This is a genomic window from Elusimicrobiota bacterium (assembly GCA_041660925.1).
Taxonomy (GTDB): Bacteria; Elusimicrobiota; Elusimicrobia; order UBA1565; family UBA1565; genus JBAZUV01.
On sequence record JBAZVI010000002.1, the window covers coordinates 377,449 to 393,020 of the forward strand.

Consider the following 15,572-nt stretch of genomic DNA (forward strand, 5'->3'; position numbering starts at 1 on the left):
CCGGAGGTCTGATGGCCGTCCCGATCCGCATGCAGCTGGCCGTGTTCAAGTACATCCTCTCGCGCAAGTTCTCCCGCGACGAGCGCTACCCGCTCGTGCTCATGCTCGAGCCCCTCTTCGCCTGCAACCTCGAGTGCGCCGGCTGCGGGAAGATCCAGTATCCCGTCGACATCCTGCGCAAGCGCATGACCCCCGAAGAGTGCTGGGAGGCCGCCCGGGAGTGCGGCGCCCCCATCGTCACGGTGGCCGGCGGAGAGCCGCTCATCCATCCGCAGATCACGGAGATCGTCGAGGGGCTCATCGCCCGCGGGCACTACGTCATCCTCTGCACGAACGCGCTCCTCCTCGAGAAGAACATCGGCCGCTTCAAGCCCTCCTCGCAGTTCATGTTCAGCGTGCACCTCGACGGCCCGGAGAAGGTCCACGACCACGCGGTCTGCCGCGAGGGCGTCTACAAGACCGCGGTCTCGGCGATCCGCCTCGCGAAGGAGAAGGGCTTCCACGTCTTCACCAACACGACGGTCTTCGAGGGGCAGGACCCCGAGGTCTTCCGCGGCTTCTTCGACGACCTCATGGCGCTCGGGATCGACGGCATCACGATCTCCCCCGGCTACGCCTACGAGAAAGCCCCGGTGCAGGACCGGTTCCTCAAGAACGAGGGGACGCGCGCGTGGTTCCGCGCGGCGCTCAAGGATTGGAGGAAGAAGGGTTGGATCTTCAACCACAGCCCCTTCTACCTCGACTTCCTCGAGGGCCGGCGCGACTACGACTGCACCCCCTGGGGAACCCCCCTGCGCAGCGTCCTGGGCTGGCAGCGGCCCTGCTACCTCATCTCCGAGGGTGAGCCCGCGAAGACCTTCGCGGAGCTCCTCGCGACGACGGACTGGAAGGCCTACGGCCGCGCTTCGGGCAACCCGAAATGCGCGAACTGCATGGCCCACGTGGGCTACGAGCCGACCTCCGTCGTCGACTCCTTCTCCTCGTTCGGCCGCTTCCTGGAGATGGTGCTGGACTACGCGGCCTCGAGCGGGCCCGCCAAGTCCGAGGTCCCCGCTCCGCGTCCGGCGACGCCCGCCGCCGACGCCCAGCCGCCGGCCTGCGGCTGCAAGGAGAAAAGATAGTGGACGCGGCTTTCGTCACCGGCGGGACCGGCTTCGTCGGCGCGAACCTCGTGCGCCTCCTCCTCGAGAAGGGGCTGAGAGTCCGGGCGCTCGCGCGCAAGGGCGCCGAGCTCCACAACCTCAAGGGCCTTCCCGTCGAGCTCGTGACCGGCGACCTGCTCGACCGCGCGAGCCTGCGCGAAGGCTGCCGCGGGGTCCGCTACGTCTTCCACGTCGCCGCCGATTACCGCATCTGGGTCCCCGACCCGCAGGCCATGCTCGCGGCCAACGTCGACGGGACCCGCAACGTCATCGAGGAGGGGCACGCGGCGGGCGCCGAGCGCATCGTCCACTGCTCGAGCGTCGCCGCGATCAAGCCGCCGCGCCCGGGCTCCCTGACCCCCTCGGACGAGGGCAGCGAGTACCGGGACCCTTCCGAGATCGTCGGCGTCTACAAGAAGTCGAAGTGGCTCTCCGAACGGGCCGCGCTCGAACTCGCCGCGAAGGGCGCCCCCGTCGTCGTCGTGAACCCGTCCACCCCCATCGGGCCCTGGGACGTGAAGCCCACCCCGACGGGCGCCATCGTCGTGAACTTCCTCAACCGGCGCATGCCCTCCTACGTCGACACGGGGCTGAACATCGTGCACGTGCGCGACGCGGCGCTGGGCCACTGGCTCGCGGCGCTCAAGGGCCGCGTCGGGGAGCGCTACATCCTCGGCGGGCAGAACCTCACGCTCAAGCAGTCCCTCGACCTCCTCGCGCAGATCACGGGCCTGAGCGCCCCGCGCTTCCGCACGCCGTACGCCGTCGCCTGGGCCTTCGCCGCGGTGGACACCGCGCGCTGCCGCGTGACCGGCGCCCTGCCCATCGCTCCCCTCGACGCGGTGAGGATGTCGCGCTACCACATGTTCTACGACGCCTCGAAGGCCGTTCGCGAGCTCGGTCTTCCTCAGACTCCCGCCCGGGAGGCCTTCAAGGACGCCGTGGAGTGGTTCGAGGACAACGGCTACGTCCCGTCCGCCCGACGCAAGGAGAGCGCTTGATCCTCCTCGCCGCCGCGACCCCCTGGGAGACCCGCCCCCTCTGCGACGCCTTCGGTCTGCGCGCCGTGGGGCCGCTGCGCGTCGGCCGCTGCGCCGGACGGGAGCTCGGGCTGCTCCGCACGGGTGTCGGCGCGGAGAGGACGCGCGGGGCGCTCGCGTCCCTGAAGGACGCCCCCGTGCGCGCGCTCGTCAGCGTCGGCTTCGCCGGCGCGCTGCGCGACGACCTCCGGCCCGGGGAGCTCGTCATCGACCTTCGCGGAGCCCCGCAGGACTGGCTCGAGGCCGCCCGCAAGGCCGCGGCCGGCGCCGGGCCGCTCCACCTGGGCCCGCTCGCGGACTCCGAGCGCGTGCTCACGGAGCCCTCTCAGAAGCGCGCGCTGGGAGCGGCTCAGCGCGCGGCCGCGGTGGACATGGAGAGCGCGACCCTGCGCTCCTGGGCCGCCGAGCGCGGCCTCCCGTTCATGGCGGCGCGGGTCATCCTCGACGCCGCGTCCGAAGCGGCCCCCTCGGAAGCCCCCGCCGACGACGCCCCCTGGACCCTCGCGGCCTACGGGCTGCGCAATTGGCGGGAGCTGCCCCGCATGTTCCGGCTCGCCGGACGGCAGCGGCCCGCGATGGACAGACTCTGCGCCTTCCTGAGGCGCTGGCTCGAAGAGGTGACGCCCGCATGACTTTCGACCTTGGACGCTTCCTTTCCTCCCAGGGACGGCTCGTCGAGACCGAGCTCCGACGCCTCCTCGCGCGGCGCACAGCCGCCCCCATCCCCTTCCTCGCCCCCGCGCCCCCCCGCGTGAAGGACTCCATGCTCTACTCGCTGATGGCGGGCGGCAAGCGTCTGCGCCCGGCCCTCGTCATGACCGCGGCCGAATGCTGCGGTCTCCCGGGACGCCGCGCGCTCAAGACGGCCTGCGCCCTCGAGATGATCCACACCTACTCGCTCATCCACGACGACCTCCCCGCGATGGACGACGACGACCTGCGCCGCGGGAAGCCCACCAACCACAAGGTCTACGGAGAGGCCCTCGCGATCCTCGCCGGCGACGCGCTGCTGACCCTCGCCTTCGAGCTCGCCGCCGAGAACGCGGCCGACCTGCGCCTCGACGGCCGCTCCGCCGCCGAGCTCGTCCGCGTCATCGCGGCCGGCTCGGGCGCGCGCGGGATGGTCGGCGGGCAGGTCGCGGACATCGACGCGGAAGGCTGGAGCGACGCCATGCTCCGCCGCGCGGGCGGCCGCGAGGCCCGCGGGCTCATCGACTACATCCACACCCACAAGACCGCGGCCCTCATCACCGCGAGCCTCGAGGCCGGCGCCGTGCTCGCCGGAGCGAGCCCCGCGCGGCGCGCGGCCCTGCGCGACTACGGCCTGGCCACCGGGCTCGCCTTCCAGATCGCCGACGACGTCCTCGACGTGGTCGGGGACAAGAAGAAGCTCGGCAAGCGCGGCTCCGACTCCGAGAACCGGAAGCTCACCTACGTGCGCATCTACGGCCTCGAGCGCTCGCGCGAGCTCGCGCGCACGCTCGCGCAGAAGGCCCGCCGCCGGGTCGCCGTCTTCGGGGCGAAGGCCGAGCCCCTGCTCGCGCTGGCCGATTTCATCGTCTCACGAGACCGTTAGGAGGCTTCACATGGAACTGCTTCAGAACATCCGCGGACCCCGGGACCTCCAGCGTCTGCCGCCCGAGAAGCTTCCGCTCGTCGCCGCCGAGATCCGTCAGAAGATCCTCGAGACCGTCTCGAAGACCGGCGGGCATCTCAGCTCGAGCCTCGGCGCCACCGAGATCGCCGTCGCGCTCCACTACGTCTTCGACAGTCCGCGCGACCGCCTCCTCTGGGACACGGGACAGCAGTCCTACGCTCACAAGCTCCTGACCGGCCGCCTCGAGCGCTTTCACACCATCCGGCAATTCAACGGCCTCTCGGGCTTCCTGCGGCGCGACGAATCCGAGCACGACGCCTTCGGCGCCGGGCACGCCTCCACCGCCATCTCCGCCGCGCTCGGCTTCGCGGCCGCCCGCGACGTCCGCGGCGAGGAGCACAAGGTCGTCGCCGTGGTCTCCGACGGCTGCATGACCGGCGGGGAGAGCTTCGAGGGCCTGCAGAACGCCGGGATGCTGCAGAGCGACCTCCTGGTCATCCTCAACGACAACCAGCGCTTCATCTCCCACCGGGTCGGGGCGCTCGGCGTCTTCCTCACGCGCCTGCTGACCCTCGGCGCCGTCCGCAACGCCGAGAAGTCCATCGAGAAGTTCCTCGCGCGCTTCAAGTTCTGGGGCTCGGTGGTCCTGCGCGTCGCCAAGCGCGCCCGCGTGCTCCTCTTCCCCGGCATGCTCTTCGAGGAGATGGGCTTCGCCTACTTCGGCCCCATCGACGGACACGACCTCGACCAGCTCGTGCGCGTGCTCCGGCACATCAAGGAGCTCAAGGGCCCCGTGCTCGTGCACTGCGTCACCCAGAAGGGGAAGGGCTACGCCCACGCCGAGGAGGACCCCCTGATGTGGCACGGCCCGGGGAAGTTCGAGGTTCAGACGGGCCGCATGGCGCCGCCGAAGCCGGCGCCCCCCTCCTACACCTCCGTGTTCGGCAAGACCCTCGTGCGCCTCGCCGAGGACGATCAGAAGATCGTCGCCATCACGGCGGCCATGCCCGAGGGGACGGGAACGGACCTCTTCCGCGACCGCTTCCCCAAGCGCTACTACGACGTCGGCATCGCCGAGGGGCACGCCTTGACCTTCGCCGCGGGCCTCGCGGCCGCCGGCCTCAAGCCGGTCGTGGCCATCTACTCCTCCTTCATCCAGCGCGCTTACGACCAGATCGAGCACGACGTCTGCCTCCAGAAGCTCCCCGTCGTGATCTGCCTCGACCGCGGCGGCCTCGTCGGGGAGGACGGCCCCACCCATCACGGGGTGTTCGACTTCGCCCTGCTGCGCATGATCCCGCATATGACGATCATGGCGCCTGCCGACGAAAACGAGCTCCAGCACATGCTCAAGACCGCGCTCGACCTCGACGCCCCCGTCGCGATCCGCTATCCGCGCGGCTGCGGCACCGGCATCCCGCTCGACGCCGCTCCGGAACCCCTGAGGATCGGGAAGGGCGCGCGGCTGCGGGAAGGGACGGACGTCACCCTCTGCGCGATCGGCGCCACCGTTTACCCGGCGCTGAGGGCCGCGGAGCTCCTCGCCGAGCGCGGGATCTCCGCCGGCGTGCTCAACATGCGCTTCGTCAAGCCGCTCGACCGCCGGCTCCTCGCCGAAGCTCTGGAGAAGACCCCGCGACTCGTGACGCTCGAGGACCACGTCCTCGACGGCGGCTTCGGCTCCGCCGTGCTCGAGGCGGTCTCCGGCCTCCAGAACGGGCCCGCGCCGGAGCTCTCCGAGCGCGTGCGCCCGGCGGTGCTGCGCATCGGCCTGCCCGACGCCTTCTGCACCCACGGCTCGCTGCCCCTGCTCTGGGACGCCTACGGCCTCAGCCCGGAGCGCGTCGCCGACCGCGTGGCCTCCTGGGTCGCCGCGAGGACGGAGGCGGAGCTCCGGTGAGCGTCCCGGCGGGCGCCGTCCGCGTCGACACCCTGGTCCTCGCGCACCTGCGCGGCTTCTGCGCCGGAGTCGTGCGGGCCATCGACGTCGTGGAGAAGGCCCTCGAAGTCTGCGGCGGGCCCGTCTACGTGCGTCACGAGATCATCCACAACCGGCACGTCGTCGAGGAACTGCGCCGCAAGGGCGCCGTCTTCGTCGAGGAGCTCTCCGAGGTCCCTCCGGGCTCCTGGCTCATCTTCTCAGCGCACGGAGTGGGTCCGGAGGTGCGCCGGGAGGCCGCCGAGCGCAAGCTCCGGGTCATCGACGCCACCTGCCCGCTCGTCATGAAGGTCCACTTCGAGGCGGTCTCGTACGCGAAGGCGGGCTACGCCATCATCCTCATCGGCCACCGCCGCCACATCGAGACCATCGGCACGCTCGGGGAGGCGCCCGACGCCATCCGGGTCGTCGGCTCCGTGGAGGAAGCCGAGGGAGTCATCGTCCCGGACCCGGAGAGGGTCGCCTACCTCACGCAGACGACGCTGAGTCTCGACGACACGGCCGGCATCGTCGCCGTCCTCAAGCGCCGCTTCCCGAAGCTCGCGGGGCCGGCGAAGGGCGACATCTGCTACGCGACCCAGAACCGGCAGAACGCGGTCAAGTCGCTGGTTCCCCGGGTGGACCTGCTGCTCGTGCTCGGCGCGCCGAACAGCTCGAACTCGCTTCGCCTGCGCGAGGTGGCGGAGAAGCTCGGCCGCCCCTCCTATCTCATCGAGAACGCCGCCGACATCCGCCCGGAGTGGCTCGCGGGCGTGAAGACCCTCGGTCTCACGGCTTCGGCCTCCGCGCCCGAGGTGCTGGTGCAGGAAGTCATCACGCACTGCCGCCGCGAGTACGGCGTGCGCGAAGTGCTCGAGGACGAGACGGTCGGGGAGAACATGCGCTTCTCCATCCCCAGAGAGCTCGAGAAGCTCGTCGAGGAGAAGCGGGGAGGCCGCCCATGAAGATCGGTGCCTGGCTGACGCCGCGCTATACGGACCGCGGGGTCTTCGAGAAGGATTTCCCTAAGATCGAACTCAACGGACTCGACGTCTATTGCCCCGGCTGCAAGGCGATCGTGCGGCTCGGGCGCAAGAACCCCAACGATAAGCTGGGCGGCTGGTGCCCGAAGTGCAACCGCCCGGTGGCTCCTTGACCGGAGCTCCCTGACCGGGGATTTCAGGCCGCAGTCTCGGCAGAACGAAGCCCTCGTGAAACAGCGCCGGGGACCCCGACAGGGGCCCCCGGCGCTGTTTCACGGCTTCCAGGAGTTCTGGCGGAGGGCTTCGAAAAGGACGACGCCGGCGGTCGTGGAGAGGTTGTAGGAGCGCACGTCGCCGCAGCGGTAGGGGACCGAGAAGAGCCGCTCGCGGTAGCGCTCCCGCAGCTCCGTCGGCAGCCCCACGGACTCCTTCCCGAAGACGAGGTAGGCGTCCGACGGATAGCGCCCCTCCCAGAAGCTCTTGCCGCCCTCCGCGCTGAAGAAGAAGAGCTCGGCCCGGGGTCCGGCGCGGAGGAGGAAGGCGTCGAAGTCCGCGTGCAGCCGCAGGTCGAGCTTCGGCCAGTAGTCCAGACCGGAGCGCCGGATCTCCTTGTCCTCGAGGGAGAAGCCGAGCTTGCCGACGAGATGGAGGGTCGTGCGCGTGCCGACGCAGGTGCGGCCGACGTTCCCGGTGTTGAAGTGGATCTCCGGCTCGACGAGGACGACGTTCACCGTTCCGGCGGGGCGGAGGGCGGCGGCGGCGCGCCCCAGGCGTCCTCGGTTCGAAGCCAGCCGGACGCGGAGTCGAGGTCCGAGACCTCGAGCCAGTCCCCTTTCGCGCCGAAGACGCGCAGGGCATAGCCCTTCTCGAGCAGCCAGAGGACCTTCCCGTCCTTCGCCGGGGACTTGCGCAGGGCGACGTCCTTGCGGACGACCGCGACCGTCGGGATCTCCGAAAGGTCGACCTTCCTCAGCCAGCCCAGGTCGCCCTCGAAGTCCCGCACGCGGACCCAGTCGCCGCGGTAGCTGACGACCTCGACCGGACAGAACTTCCACATCGTCCACAGCTTCTTCGCCGTCGTCTCGGGCTCTTCGCGCACGGAGACCTTCACGGGCTTCACGCTGTAGAACTCCTTCTCGGGGGTCTGCGCGTACGGCGGGGACGCCAGGAAGGCGAGCAACGCGAGGATGAGAAGGGTTCGAGGTCGGGTCATGGAGGGATTATGCCGGAAACGAAAGGACTTTTCAATCTGCGCCGGTCCCTCTCCCGACGGGGAAATGGTATAATGACGGCGCCGATGGCCTCCCCCGCAGCGACGCTCCAGCGCCTCTTCCCCGGCTCCGACCCTTTCCGCTACGGCCGCCGCCGCACCCGCGTCGTGCGGGCCGGGAAGCTCGCGATCGGCGGCGACGAGCCCATCCGCCTCCAGTCGATGACCACGACGGCGACCTCGGACGTCGAGGCCGCCGTCGCCCAGGCCCTGCGGCTCGTCGAGGCGGGCTGCGAGCTCGTGCGCGTCACCGCCCCGACCGTCGAGGACGCCCGCGCGCTCGGCCGCATCAAGGCCGGGCTCCTGCGCCGAGGCGTCGACGTCCCTCTCGCCGCCGACATCCACTTCTCCCCCCAGGCCGCCCTCGAGGCGGCCGAGTTCGTCGAGAAGGTCCGCATCAACCCCGGGAACTTCGCCGACAGCAAGCGCTCCGCCTCGCGCGGAGGCGGGGAAGCCGAGTACGCCCGAGAGCTCGCGCGCATCGAGGAGGCCTTCACCCCCCTCGTCGAGAAGCTCAAGCGCTTGGGCCGCGCGCTGCGCATCGGCGCCAACCACGGCTCCCTCTCGGACCGCATCCTCAACCGCTACGGGGACACCCCCGCCGGGATGGTCGAGTCCGCGCTCGAGTACGCGCGGATCTGCGAGAAGCTCGGCTATCGCGAGCTCGTCTTCTCCATGAAGGCCTCCAACCCCAAGGTCACCGTCGCGGCCTATCGCCTCCTCTCCTCGCGCATGTCCGAGGCCGGCATGGACTACCCCTTCCACCTCGGCGTCACGGAGGCCGGCGGCGGAGTCGACGGACGCATCAAGTCGGCCATCGGCATCGGCGCCCTCCTCGAGGACGGGCTCGGCGACACGATCCGCGTCTCCCTCACCGAGGACCCGGAGTTCGAGCTCCCGGTCTGCCGCGCGCTCGCGCGCCGCTTCGGGCCCGCCGCGCCCCCGCCGCCGGCCCCGGTCGAAGCCCCGGCCCCCTTCTGCGCCGACCTCTTCTCCTACGCCCGGCGGGAGAGCGCGTCCGTCCGGGTCGGACCCTTCCGCATCGGAGAGCGCCACCCCGTGCGGGCCTTCGCGGCCGTCGACGCGGGCGTCGGCGCCGAGGAGATCGAGGCGCTCCTGCGCGGCGGAGAGCTCGAGCCCGAGGTGCTGGAGCTCGAGGTCGCGGCGCCCGCGGACCGGACCCGCCTGAAGGACCTGCGCGCGGCCCTCGGCGCACACTCCTCGCGCCTCGCCTTCCTCGCCCGCTTCAGGGACCCCGCGCTCCTGAGCGAGGGGCTCCCGCTCTGCGACCTCGCCGCCTTCTGCGCCCCCGACGAGGAGGCCTGGGCCGGCTTCGTGCGGGCGGCGAAGACCGCCGGGAAGCCCGTCCTCGCCTCCGGCCGCGACGCCGGGCACTGCGCCGCGCGGGAGGCCGTCTGCCGCCGCGAGGGCGTCCCCGCGCTCGCGCAGCTGTGCGCGTCCGCGGAGGGCCGCTCCCCGCTCCAGGAGTACCGCCTGCTCTGCGCGCGGCTGGCCGCGGCCGGCTCGAAGGCCCCGCTCCACCTGCGCGCCCCCGCCCAGGAGGACGCCGAACTGCGGGTCCTCGAGGCCTCTCTGCTCGTCGGAGGGCTCCTCTGCGACGGGCTCGGCGACAGCGCCGGGATCGTCTCGGGGCTCCGACCCGCCGAGTCGCTCCGTCTGCTCTACGACGTCCTGCAGGGCGCGGGCGCGCGCGTCGTGAAGGCCGAGCTCGTCTCCTGCCCCTCCTGCGGCCGCACGCTCTTCGACATCCAGAGCGCCTCCGCCCGCATCGGCGCGCGCGTGCGCCACCTCAAGGGGGTCAAGATCGCCGTCATGGGCTGCATCGTCAACGGTCCGGGCGAGATGGCGGACGCGGACTTCGGCTACGTCGGCGGCGCGCCGGGAAAGATCAATCTCTACGTCGGGAAGGACTGCGTGCAGAAGGGCGTCCCCTCCGCCGAGGCCGACGACGCCCTCATCGCGCTCATCCGGAAGAACGGCCGGTGGAGCGAACCGCCGGCGCGGGAGTGACCATGGCGACCGAGACCCAGACCGAAGTGGACCGACTCCTCGAGGAGATCCTCGCGAAGTCCCGCGAGCCCTCCGCCGAGGAAGACGAGGCGACCGAGAAGGACGTCGACCTCGACAAGATCGACAAGCCGAGCCCGCCGTCCCGAGGTCTCTGCCGCCGCTGCGGAGAGAACAAGCCCATCAACCGCCTCATGCTCTGCTACCCCTGCTGGGTGAAGACGAACCTCGAGGAGAAGGGCTGGCGCGAAGGGCAGCCGCACCCCGAGTGGTGCCAGTGCTCCTGCGGCGCGCACGGCCGCAAGTCCGAAGGGAACTGACGGAGTCCCTCGACGGGGAACCCCGTCGGGACGCATGAACTTCCCTGCGCCTTTTCCCAAGCCCCTGCGGCGGCTCCTTCTGGGAGCCGCCGCACTCGTCTGCGCCGCCGCCGCCGGGCTCGCCGCGACGGCCTGGTGGCTGGACTGCTCCGACGAGCCGCGGAAGGCCGACCTCATCGTCCTCCTCGCCGGCGCCTACTCCCGACCCTTCCACGCCGCAGACCTCTACAAGCACGGCCTCGCGCCCGAGGTCTGGGTCTCGCGCCCCTACCGCGCCCCGGCCGAGCTCAAGGCCCTCGCTCTGGGCACGCGCATACCGGCGGAGGAGGAGGTCCACCGCGACATCCTCCTGCGCCTGGGGGTCCCCCCCGCGCGGATCCGACTCTATGGGGACGGGGTGATGAGCACGGTCAACGAGGCCCTCGCCCTGCGACGGTCGCTCGACCTGCGGGGCAAGACCGTCCTCGTCGTGACCTCGCGCTGGCATGCACGCCGTGCGCGGCTCGTCTTCCGTCGGGCCCTGCCCGGCACGAAGGTCCTCGTCTGCGCGACGCCCTACGAGGAGTTCACCCGCCGCTGGTGGACGCGCCAGGACCTCGCGCGCAGCGCCGTACTCGAGGGGACGAAGATGCTGTATTACCTTCTGGGCGGCCGCTTCATATCGAAGCTCGAAGACACTCCGTTCGTCTCCTGACCATCCCCCCTCCCCATGAAGGGAGGGCCACCGGCTAGTCGGGCTTTATGGGGACGAAGAAGCGCTTGCGGTACTCGGAGAGCTCGAGGATGGACTCCCGGATATCATCCAGCGCGAGGTGGGACTTGCGCTTGCTGGGGCGGGCGAAATCGTCGCGGTACCAGCGCTCCAGGACTTCCTTGAAGGAGCTCACGTCCACGATCCGGTAGTGCAGGTACTCGTTGAGCTTCGGCATGTAGCGCACGAGGAAGCGCCGGTCCTGATGGATGGAGTTCCCGCAGAGCGGGACCGCGCGGTTCGGACAGTACTCCCGGACGAAATCCAGCGTCATCCGCTCCGCTTCCTCGACGGTGACCTTGGACTCCAGACAGCGCTGGGTCAGGCCCGAGGACCCGTGATGCTCGACGCACCAGGGGTCCATCCGCTCGAGGACCTCCGGCGGCTGGTGGATGGCGAGCACGGGCCCCTCGGCCAGGGTGTTGAGCTGGCCGTCGGTGATGATGGTGGCGATCTCGAGGATGCGGTCCCGGTCGGGCTCCAGGCCGGTCATCTCGAGGTCCATCCAGACGAGGTTGCGCTGATCCTGCATGTGTCCGGCATTCTATAAATATAGAATAGCCGTGCGATATGGCTGAACTCCCCGGCTGGATCGGACGGCTCGAGCGCAGACTGGGCCCCTGGGCATTGGAGAACCTCGGGCTCTTCATCGTCGCGATGAACGCCGCGGTCTGGGCGCTCTCGCTGGTCAAGCCGGACTTCCCGTCCCTGCTCGCCCTCGACCCCGCTCTCCTCGTCTCGGGGCAGCCCTGGCGCGCCCTGACCTTCCTCTTCGTCCCTCCGACGACGCACCCCGTCTGGATGCTCCTCTGGCTCTACCTGCTCTTCGTCTATGCCGGCGCCCTCGAGCGCGAATGGGGAGACTTCCGCTTCAACCTCTTCTACCTCCTCGGGGCGCTCGCCCTCCTCGGCGCCTCGCTGGCGACCGGGCGCGGCCTCTCGAACATGCCGCTCAACGCGAGCATCTTCCTCGCCTTCGCGGCCCTCTTCCCCGACTTCGAACTCCTCCTCTTCTTCGTCCTGCCGGTCAAGGTCAAATGGCTGGCGGCCTTCGCCTGGGCGGGGATCCTCTGGACGCTGCTCGCCGGAAGCTGGGATTCCCGCCTGACGACCGCGGCGGGGATCCTCAACTACGCGGTGTTCTTCGGCCCCGCCCACGCGCGCGATCTGCGCGGACGCCTCCGGCGGCGGCGATGGTGAGTCCCGAGAAGCTGCTCTGGCGGGGCCGTCCCGCCCTGCGCGCGGCCCTCTTCGAGCTCTCGAGCGCCGCGGTCCTCGCCGTGCTCGCGGGGCTCCTCCTCGGGACCGAGCGGCCCGTGCCCGCATCGGTCTGCGCGGCCAGCGCCCTCGCGGCGGTCCTGGCCGCCGTCCTCCGCCGCCTGCGGCGCGACTACCGCATCACGAGCGAACGCCTGCGCGCGCGGGAGGGACTGCTCCTCCACACGACGCGCGAACTCGAGTTCGACGCCCTCGAACGCCTGGACCTGCGCCGCTCCCTCTCTCAGCGGCTCCTCGGACTCGGCGACGTGCTCGGCGTCCCGAAAGCGCCCGACGCGGGCCCCCTGCTCTTCGAAGACGTCGCGGACCCCGAGACGGTGCTCGACGCCGCGCGGCGCGCCCGCCGCGGGAGGACGTGCGACGATGGACAAGCCCAGCAGACCCCAGCCGCAGCCGGTTAAGCTCTCCTTCCTCCGCCAGGGCAAAGGGAGCGGGGTGACCCGCCTCGAGGGCCTCCTCATGCATCCCACCCTGAAGGAGCATCTCCTCAAGGACCTCAAGAAGCGCCTCGCCTGCGGCGGCACCGTGGACGGCGGAGCGCTCGTCTTCCAGGGCGACCATCGCGAGCGGGTGCAGAAGGAACTCGAAACCCTTGGCTATCTCGTCAAACGACATGGCGGCTGACGCTTACGGGGATGGGGCCCGGCACCGCTCCGTTCGGCCGGGACGCGGTCGGCCCGTGACGCGGGCCGCCGCTCAGGTCTCACCCCGTCCGCAAACAAGCCGGACGGGGCTCCGACATGCCCTGCCGGACGGAGCAGCGCCCTCCCATCCCCTTGAGGGTCGCCGATGTCTCTGAGTATGCGTCGATGGATGTGCTGGTTAGCCGGCATTGCTCTCGCCATCAGCATTCATCTCGTCGGTCTTATGTTCTGCATGCCGTCTTCCGGGGACGTTCATGTCCATTTCCCGTTCCTCGGTTTTATGGCGATCGCTCCAGCCCTACTCTTCGTCGCTCTTTGGCACACCCTTTGCAGGCACACAGATCATCTCCCTTAGGTATCGGGCTCTTTTTGGGGGAGTCTGCTGGGGGTTGCTCGGAGCGGGTCTAGGCGAATGCCTGTTTCGCTACGCCGGGAGCAGGATAAGGACCGGGAACCCGCAATAATAAGGAGAGGACTCCTAGCGGGTTCCCGGCCTTATATCGCATAATCGGCGCATGGCGAAGAAGACCTCTTCCGGGCATTTCTACCCTCTCGGTGCGACCCTCATCCCCGAGGGCGTCAACTTCGCGCTCTACTCCCAGCACGCCGAGGCCGTCGAACTCCTCCTCTTCGACTCCCCCTCCTCCGCCCCCTCGGACGTCATCCGCCTCGAGCATCGCGACCGCTATGTCTGGCACGTCTTCGTGCACGGGCTGAAGGCGGGCCAGCTCTACGGCTACCGCGTGCACGGGCCCCATCGGCCGGAGCAGGGCCTGCGCTTCAACTCGTCTATGCTGCTCATGGACCCCTACGCCCGGGCGCTCAGCGGGAAGTTCCGCAACGAGGAGAACCGCCTGCTCGCCTACGACCCCGACGACCCGCGCAAGGACCTCTCGCTCGCCGAGAACGACAACGCCCGCCGGGTCCCCAAGTCCATCGTCGTCTCCGAGGAGTTCGACTGGCAGGGCGTCGAGCAGCCCCAGATCCCCCTCGAGAAGCTCATCATCTACGAGACCCACCTCAAGGGCTTCACGGCGAACCCGAACTCCGGGGTGCGCCACCCCGGGACCTACCTGGGCTTCATCGAGAAGATCCCCTACCTCAAGTCCCTGGGGGTCAACGCGGTCGAGCTCCTCCCCGTCCACGAGTTCTACGTCGAGGACTTCCTCACCGAGCGCGGCCGGACCAACTACTGGGGCTACAACACCGTCGGCTTCTTCGCGCCGGAGTCCTCCTACGCCGCCGGCCGTCGTCCGGGCTGCCAGGTCGACGAGTTCAAGACCCTCGCGCGGGAGCTCCACCGCAACGACATGGAGCTCATCCTCGACGTCGTCTACAACCACACCGGCGAGGGCAGCGAGCTCGGCCCCACGATCTCCTTCCGGGGCATCGACAACCCGACCTACTACTCGCTGGCCGGCCCCGACGGACAGCCGGGGCGCTTCTACCGCAACTTCACCGGCTGCGGGAACAGCTTCAACGCGAACCACCCCGCCGTCGTGCGCCTGCTCATGGACTCCCTGCGCTACTGGGTGGAGGTCCTGCAGGTCGACGGCTTCCGCTTCGACCTCGCCTCGGTGCTCGGGCGCAAAGACGGCGAGTATGACAAGACCTCGGCGTTCTTCACCGCGGTCTCCCAGGACCCGGTCCTCAGCCGCATCAAGCTCATCGCGGAGCCCTGGGACATCGGAACCTACCAGGCGGGGAACTTCCCGGTCGACTGGTCGGAGTGGAACGGCCGCTTCCGCGACTCCATGCGGCGCTTCGCCAAGGGCGACGCGGGCATGCTGCGCGAGGTCGGCTGGAGGATCACCGGCTCGGCCGACCTCTACAACGACGACGGCCGCTCGGCCTACAACAGCATCAACTTCCTCACCTGCCACGACGGCTTCACCCTCAACGACCTCGTCAGCTACGACTCCAAGCACAACGAGGCCAACGGAGAGGAGAACCGCGACGGCAGCGACCAGAACGACTCCTGGAACTGCGGCGCCGAGGGCGGCACCTCCGACCCCGTCGTGCTCAAGATCCGCCGCCAGCTCGTGCGCAACCAGATCTGCCATCTTCTCTTCTCCTGCGGCACCCCCATGCTCCTGGCCGGCGACGAGATGCTGCGCACCCAGCGCGGCAACAACAACGCCTACTGCCAGGACAACGAGCTCAGCTGGCTCGACTGGAGCCTGCTGGAGAAGAACGCCGAGTTCCATCTCTTCGTGCGCAAGGCGATCGCGATGACGAAGGCCTACCCTATCCTTCAGAGCCGCCGCTTCAACCTGGGGCAGGGGCAGGAGGGCGACGTCGTGCCCGACGTCGCCTGGTTCGGGCCCGACCTGCGCGCACCGCGCTGGGACGACCCCGAGTCGAGGACCCTCTGCTTCATGCTCGACACGCCGCTCCTCTTCATCTACCACACCGCCCACACGGTCCAGCACGTGGACCTGCCGCCGCCTCCGCGCGGCAAGCGCTGGCGACGGATCATCGACACGAGCCTCCCCCCGGGGGAGGACTTCGCGGACCCCGGCCTCGAGGTCGAGCTCGACCCGCAGGGCTTCTACATCGTCAACCCGCGCAGCTCCGTCGTCCTCGTCGGCAAGTAAACCT

17 protein-coding genes are annotated in these 15,572 nt (G+C 69.9%); 14 read left to right on the forward strand and 3 right to left on the reverse strand.

The window, feature by feature from the left end; all coding sequences use genetic code 11:
- Positions 1–11 precede the first annotated feature (11 nt).
- Genes hpnH through WC969_04335 form a run of 7 tightly spaced genes read left to right on the forward strand, consistent with a single transcriptional unit; the run spans position 12 to position 6,853 of the window.
- On the forward strand, positions 12–1,121 hold the full coding sequence (gene hpnH / locus WC969_04305; protein ID MFA6029060.1) for an adenosyl-hopene transferase HpnH: 1,110 nt from the start codon (positions 12–14) through the stop codon (positions 1,119–1,121).
- Positions 1,121–2,143, forward strand: coding sequence for a hopanoid-associated sugar epimerase (gene hpnA, locus WC969_04310; GenBank protein ID MFA6029061.1), 1,023 nt, complete (start codon positions 1,121–1,123; stop codon positions 2,141–2,143). The genes hpnH and hpnA overlap by 1 nt, the downstream gene beginning before the upstream one ends.
- Positions 2,140–2,814 (forward strand): hypothetical protein, encoded by a 675-nt coding sequence (locus WC969_04315; GenBank protein MFA6029062.1) that lies wholly within the window; start codon positions 2,140–2,142, stop codon positions 2,812–2,814. Before hpnA ends, WC969_04315 begins: the two co-directional genes overlap by 4 nt.
- A complete protein-coding gene (locus WC969_04320; protein ID MFA6029063.1) occupies positions 2,811–3,758 on the forward strand; it encodes a polyprenyl synthetase family protein in 948 nt (315 codons plus the stop codon). Before WC969_04315 ends, WC969_04320 begins: the two co-directional genes overlap by 4 nt.
- A 10-nt stretch (positions 3,759–3,768) precedes the next feature.
- Complete coding sequence (gene dxs, locus WC969_04325; protein MFA6029064.1) at positions 3,769–5,679, forward strand: 1-deoxy-D-xylulose-5-phosphate synthase; 1,911 nt, start codon at positions 3,769–3,771, stop codon at positions 5,677–5,679.
- Entirely contained in the window at positions 5,676–6,662 is a 987-nt protein-coding gene (gene ispH / locus WC969_04330) for a 4-hydroxy-3-methylbut-2-enyl diphosphate reductase (protein MFA6029065.1), read from the forward strand. The genes dxs and ispH overlap by 4 nt, the downstream gene beginning before the upstream one ends.
- The gene (locus WC969_04335; protein ID MFA6029066.1) at positions 6,659–6,853 is read left to right on the forward strand and encodes a hypothetical protein; all 195 of its coding nucleotides are present in this window, start codon (positions 6,659–6,661) and stop codon (positions 6,851–6,853) included. The genes ispH and WC969_04335 overlap by 4 nt, the downstream gene beginning before the upstream one ends.
- 99 nt (positions 6,854–6,952) lie before the next feature.
- On the opposite strand, the gene WC969_04340 is transcribed toward WC969_04335, so the two are convergent.
- On the reverse strand, positions 6,953–7,411 hold the full coding sequence (locus WC969_04340; protein ID MFA6029067.1) for a tRNA (cytidine(34)-2'-O)-methyltransferase: 459 nt from the start codon (positions 7,409–7,411) through the stop codon (positions 6,953–6,955).
- Positions 7,408–7,893 carry an SH3 domain-containing protein gene (locus WC969_04345; GenBank protein MFA6029068.1) on the reverse strand — a complete coding sequence of 162 codons (486 nt, stop codon included), beginning with the start codon at positions 7,891–7,893 and terminating at the stop codon, positions 7,408–7,410. The genes WC969_04340 and WC969_04345 overlap by 4 nt, the downstream gene beginning before the upstream one ends.
- Positions 7,894–7,977: 84 nt before the next feature.
- On the opposite strand from WC969_04345, the gene ispG reads away from it, so the two are divergent.
- Genes ispG through WC969_04360 form a run of 3 tightly spaced genes read left to right on the forward strand, consistent with a single transcriptional unit; the run spans position 7,978 to position 10,992 of the window.
- The gene (gene ispG, locus WC969_04350) at positions 7,978–9,981 is read left to right on the forward strand and encodes a (E)-4-hydroxy-3-methylbut-2-enyl-diphosphate synthase (GenBank protein MFA6029069.1); all 2,004 of its coding nucleotides are present in this window, start codon (positions 7,978–7,980) and stop codon (positions 9,979–9,981) included.
- Positions 9,954–10,298, forward strand: coding sequence for a hypothetical protein (locus tag WC969_04355; GenBank protein ID MFA6029070.1), 345 nt, complete (start codon positions 9,954–9,956; stop codon positions 10,296–10,298). Before ispG ends, WC969_04355 begins: the two co-directional genes overlap by 28 nt.
- A 34-nt stretch (positions 10,299–10,332) precedes the next feature.
- Positions 10,333–10,992, forward strand: coding sequence for a YdcF family protein (locus WC969_04360; GenBank protein MFA6029071.1), 660 nt, complete (start codon positions 10,333–10,335; stop codon positions 10,990–10,992).
- A 34-nt stretch (positions 10,993–11,026) separates the two neighbouring features.
- Here WC969_04360 and orn read toward each other — a convergent pair whose 3' ends face one another.
- Positions 11,027–11,581 carry an oligoribonuclease gene (gene orn, locus WC969_04365; GenBank protein ID MFA6029072.1) on the reverse strand — a complete coding sequence of 185 codons (555 nt, stop codon included), beginning with the start codon at positions 11,579–11,581 and terminating at the stop codon, positions 11,027–11,029.
- Between the two features lie 38 nt (positions 11,582–11,619).
- Between orn and WC969_04370 the strand changes: the two genes are divergently transcribed.
- The 4 genes from WC969_04370 (at position 11,620) to glgX (ending at position 15,568) form a co-directional block, all read left to right on the forward strand.
- Complete coding sequence (locus WC969_04370) at positions 11,620–12,249, forward strand: Rhomboid family protein (GenBank protein MFA6029073.1); 630 nt, start codon at positions 11,620–11,622, stop codon at positions 12,247–12,249.
- Positions 12,243–12,728 (forward strand): PH domain-containing protein, encoded by a 486-nt coding sequence (locus tag WC969_04375; protein MFA6029074.1) that lies wholly within the window; start codon positions 12,243–12,245, stop codon positions 12,726–12,728. Before WC969_04370 ends, WC969_04375 begins: the two co-directional genes overlap by 7 nt.
- A 34-nt stretch (positions 12,729–12,762) precedes the next feature.
- A complete protein-coding gene (locus WC969_04380) occupies positions 12,763–12,951 on the forward strand; it encodes a translation initiation factor (protein MFA6029075.1) in 189 nt (62 codons plus the stop codon).
- 535 nt (positions 12,952–13,486) lie between these two features.
- On the forward strand, positions 13,487–15,568 hold the full coding sequence (gene glgX, locus WC969_04385; protein ID MFA6029076.1) for a glycogen debranching protein GlgX: 2,082 nt from the start codon (positions 13,487–13,489) through the stop codon (positions 15,566–15,568).
- Positions 15,569–15,572: the final 4 nt, after the last annotated feature.

Excerpts from the sequence above, each read along its gene's own strand:
- orn (MFA6029072.1), bottom strand. The coding sequence starts at position 11,581 with ATGCAGGATCAGCGCAACCTCGTCTGGATGGACCTCGAGATGACCGGC.
- WC969_04360 (MFA6029071.1), top strand. The coding sequence starts at position 10,333 with ATGAACTTCCCTGCGCCTTTTCCCAAGCCCCTGCGGCGGCTCCTTCTG.
- WC969_04370 (MFA6029073.1), top strand. The coding sequence starts at position 11,620 with ATGGCTGAACTCCCCGGCTGGATCGGACGGCTCGAGCGCAGACTGGGC.
- ispG (MFA6029069.1), top strand. The coding sequence starts at position 7,978 with ATGGCCTCCCCCGCAGCGACGCTCCAGCGCCTCTTCCCCGGCTCCGAC.
- WC969_04345 (MFA6029068.1), bottom strand. The coding sequence starts at position 7,893 with ATGACCCGACCTCGAACCCTTCTCATCCTCGCGTTGCTCGCCTTCCTG.
- hpnH (MFA6029060.1), top strand. The coding sequence starts at position 12 with ATGGCCGTCCCGATCCGCATGCAGCTGGCCGTGTTCAAGTACATCCTC.
- WC969_04320 (MFA6029063.1), top strand. The coding sequence starts at position 2,811 with ATGACTTTCGACCTTGGACGCTTCCTTTCCTCCCAGGGACGGCTCGTC.
- WC969_04335 (MFA6029066.1), top strand. The coding sequence starts at position 6,659 with ATGAAGATCGGTGCCTGGCTGACGCCGCGCTATACGGACCGCGGGGTC.
- WC969_04375 (MFA6029074.1), top strand. The coding sequence starts at position 12,243 with ATGGTGAGTCCCGAGAAGCTGCTCTGGCGGGGCCGTCCCGCCCTGCGC.
- glgX (MFA6029076.1), top strand. The coding sequence starts at position 13,487 with ATGGCGAAGAAGACCTCTTCCGGGCATTTCTACCCTCTCGGTGCGACC.
- dxs (MFA6029064.1), top strand. The coding sequence starts at position 3,769 with ATGGAACTGCTTCAGAACATCCGCGGACCCCGGGACCTCCAGCGTCTG.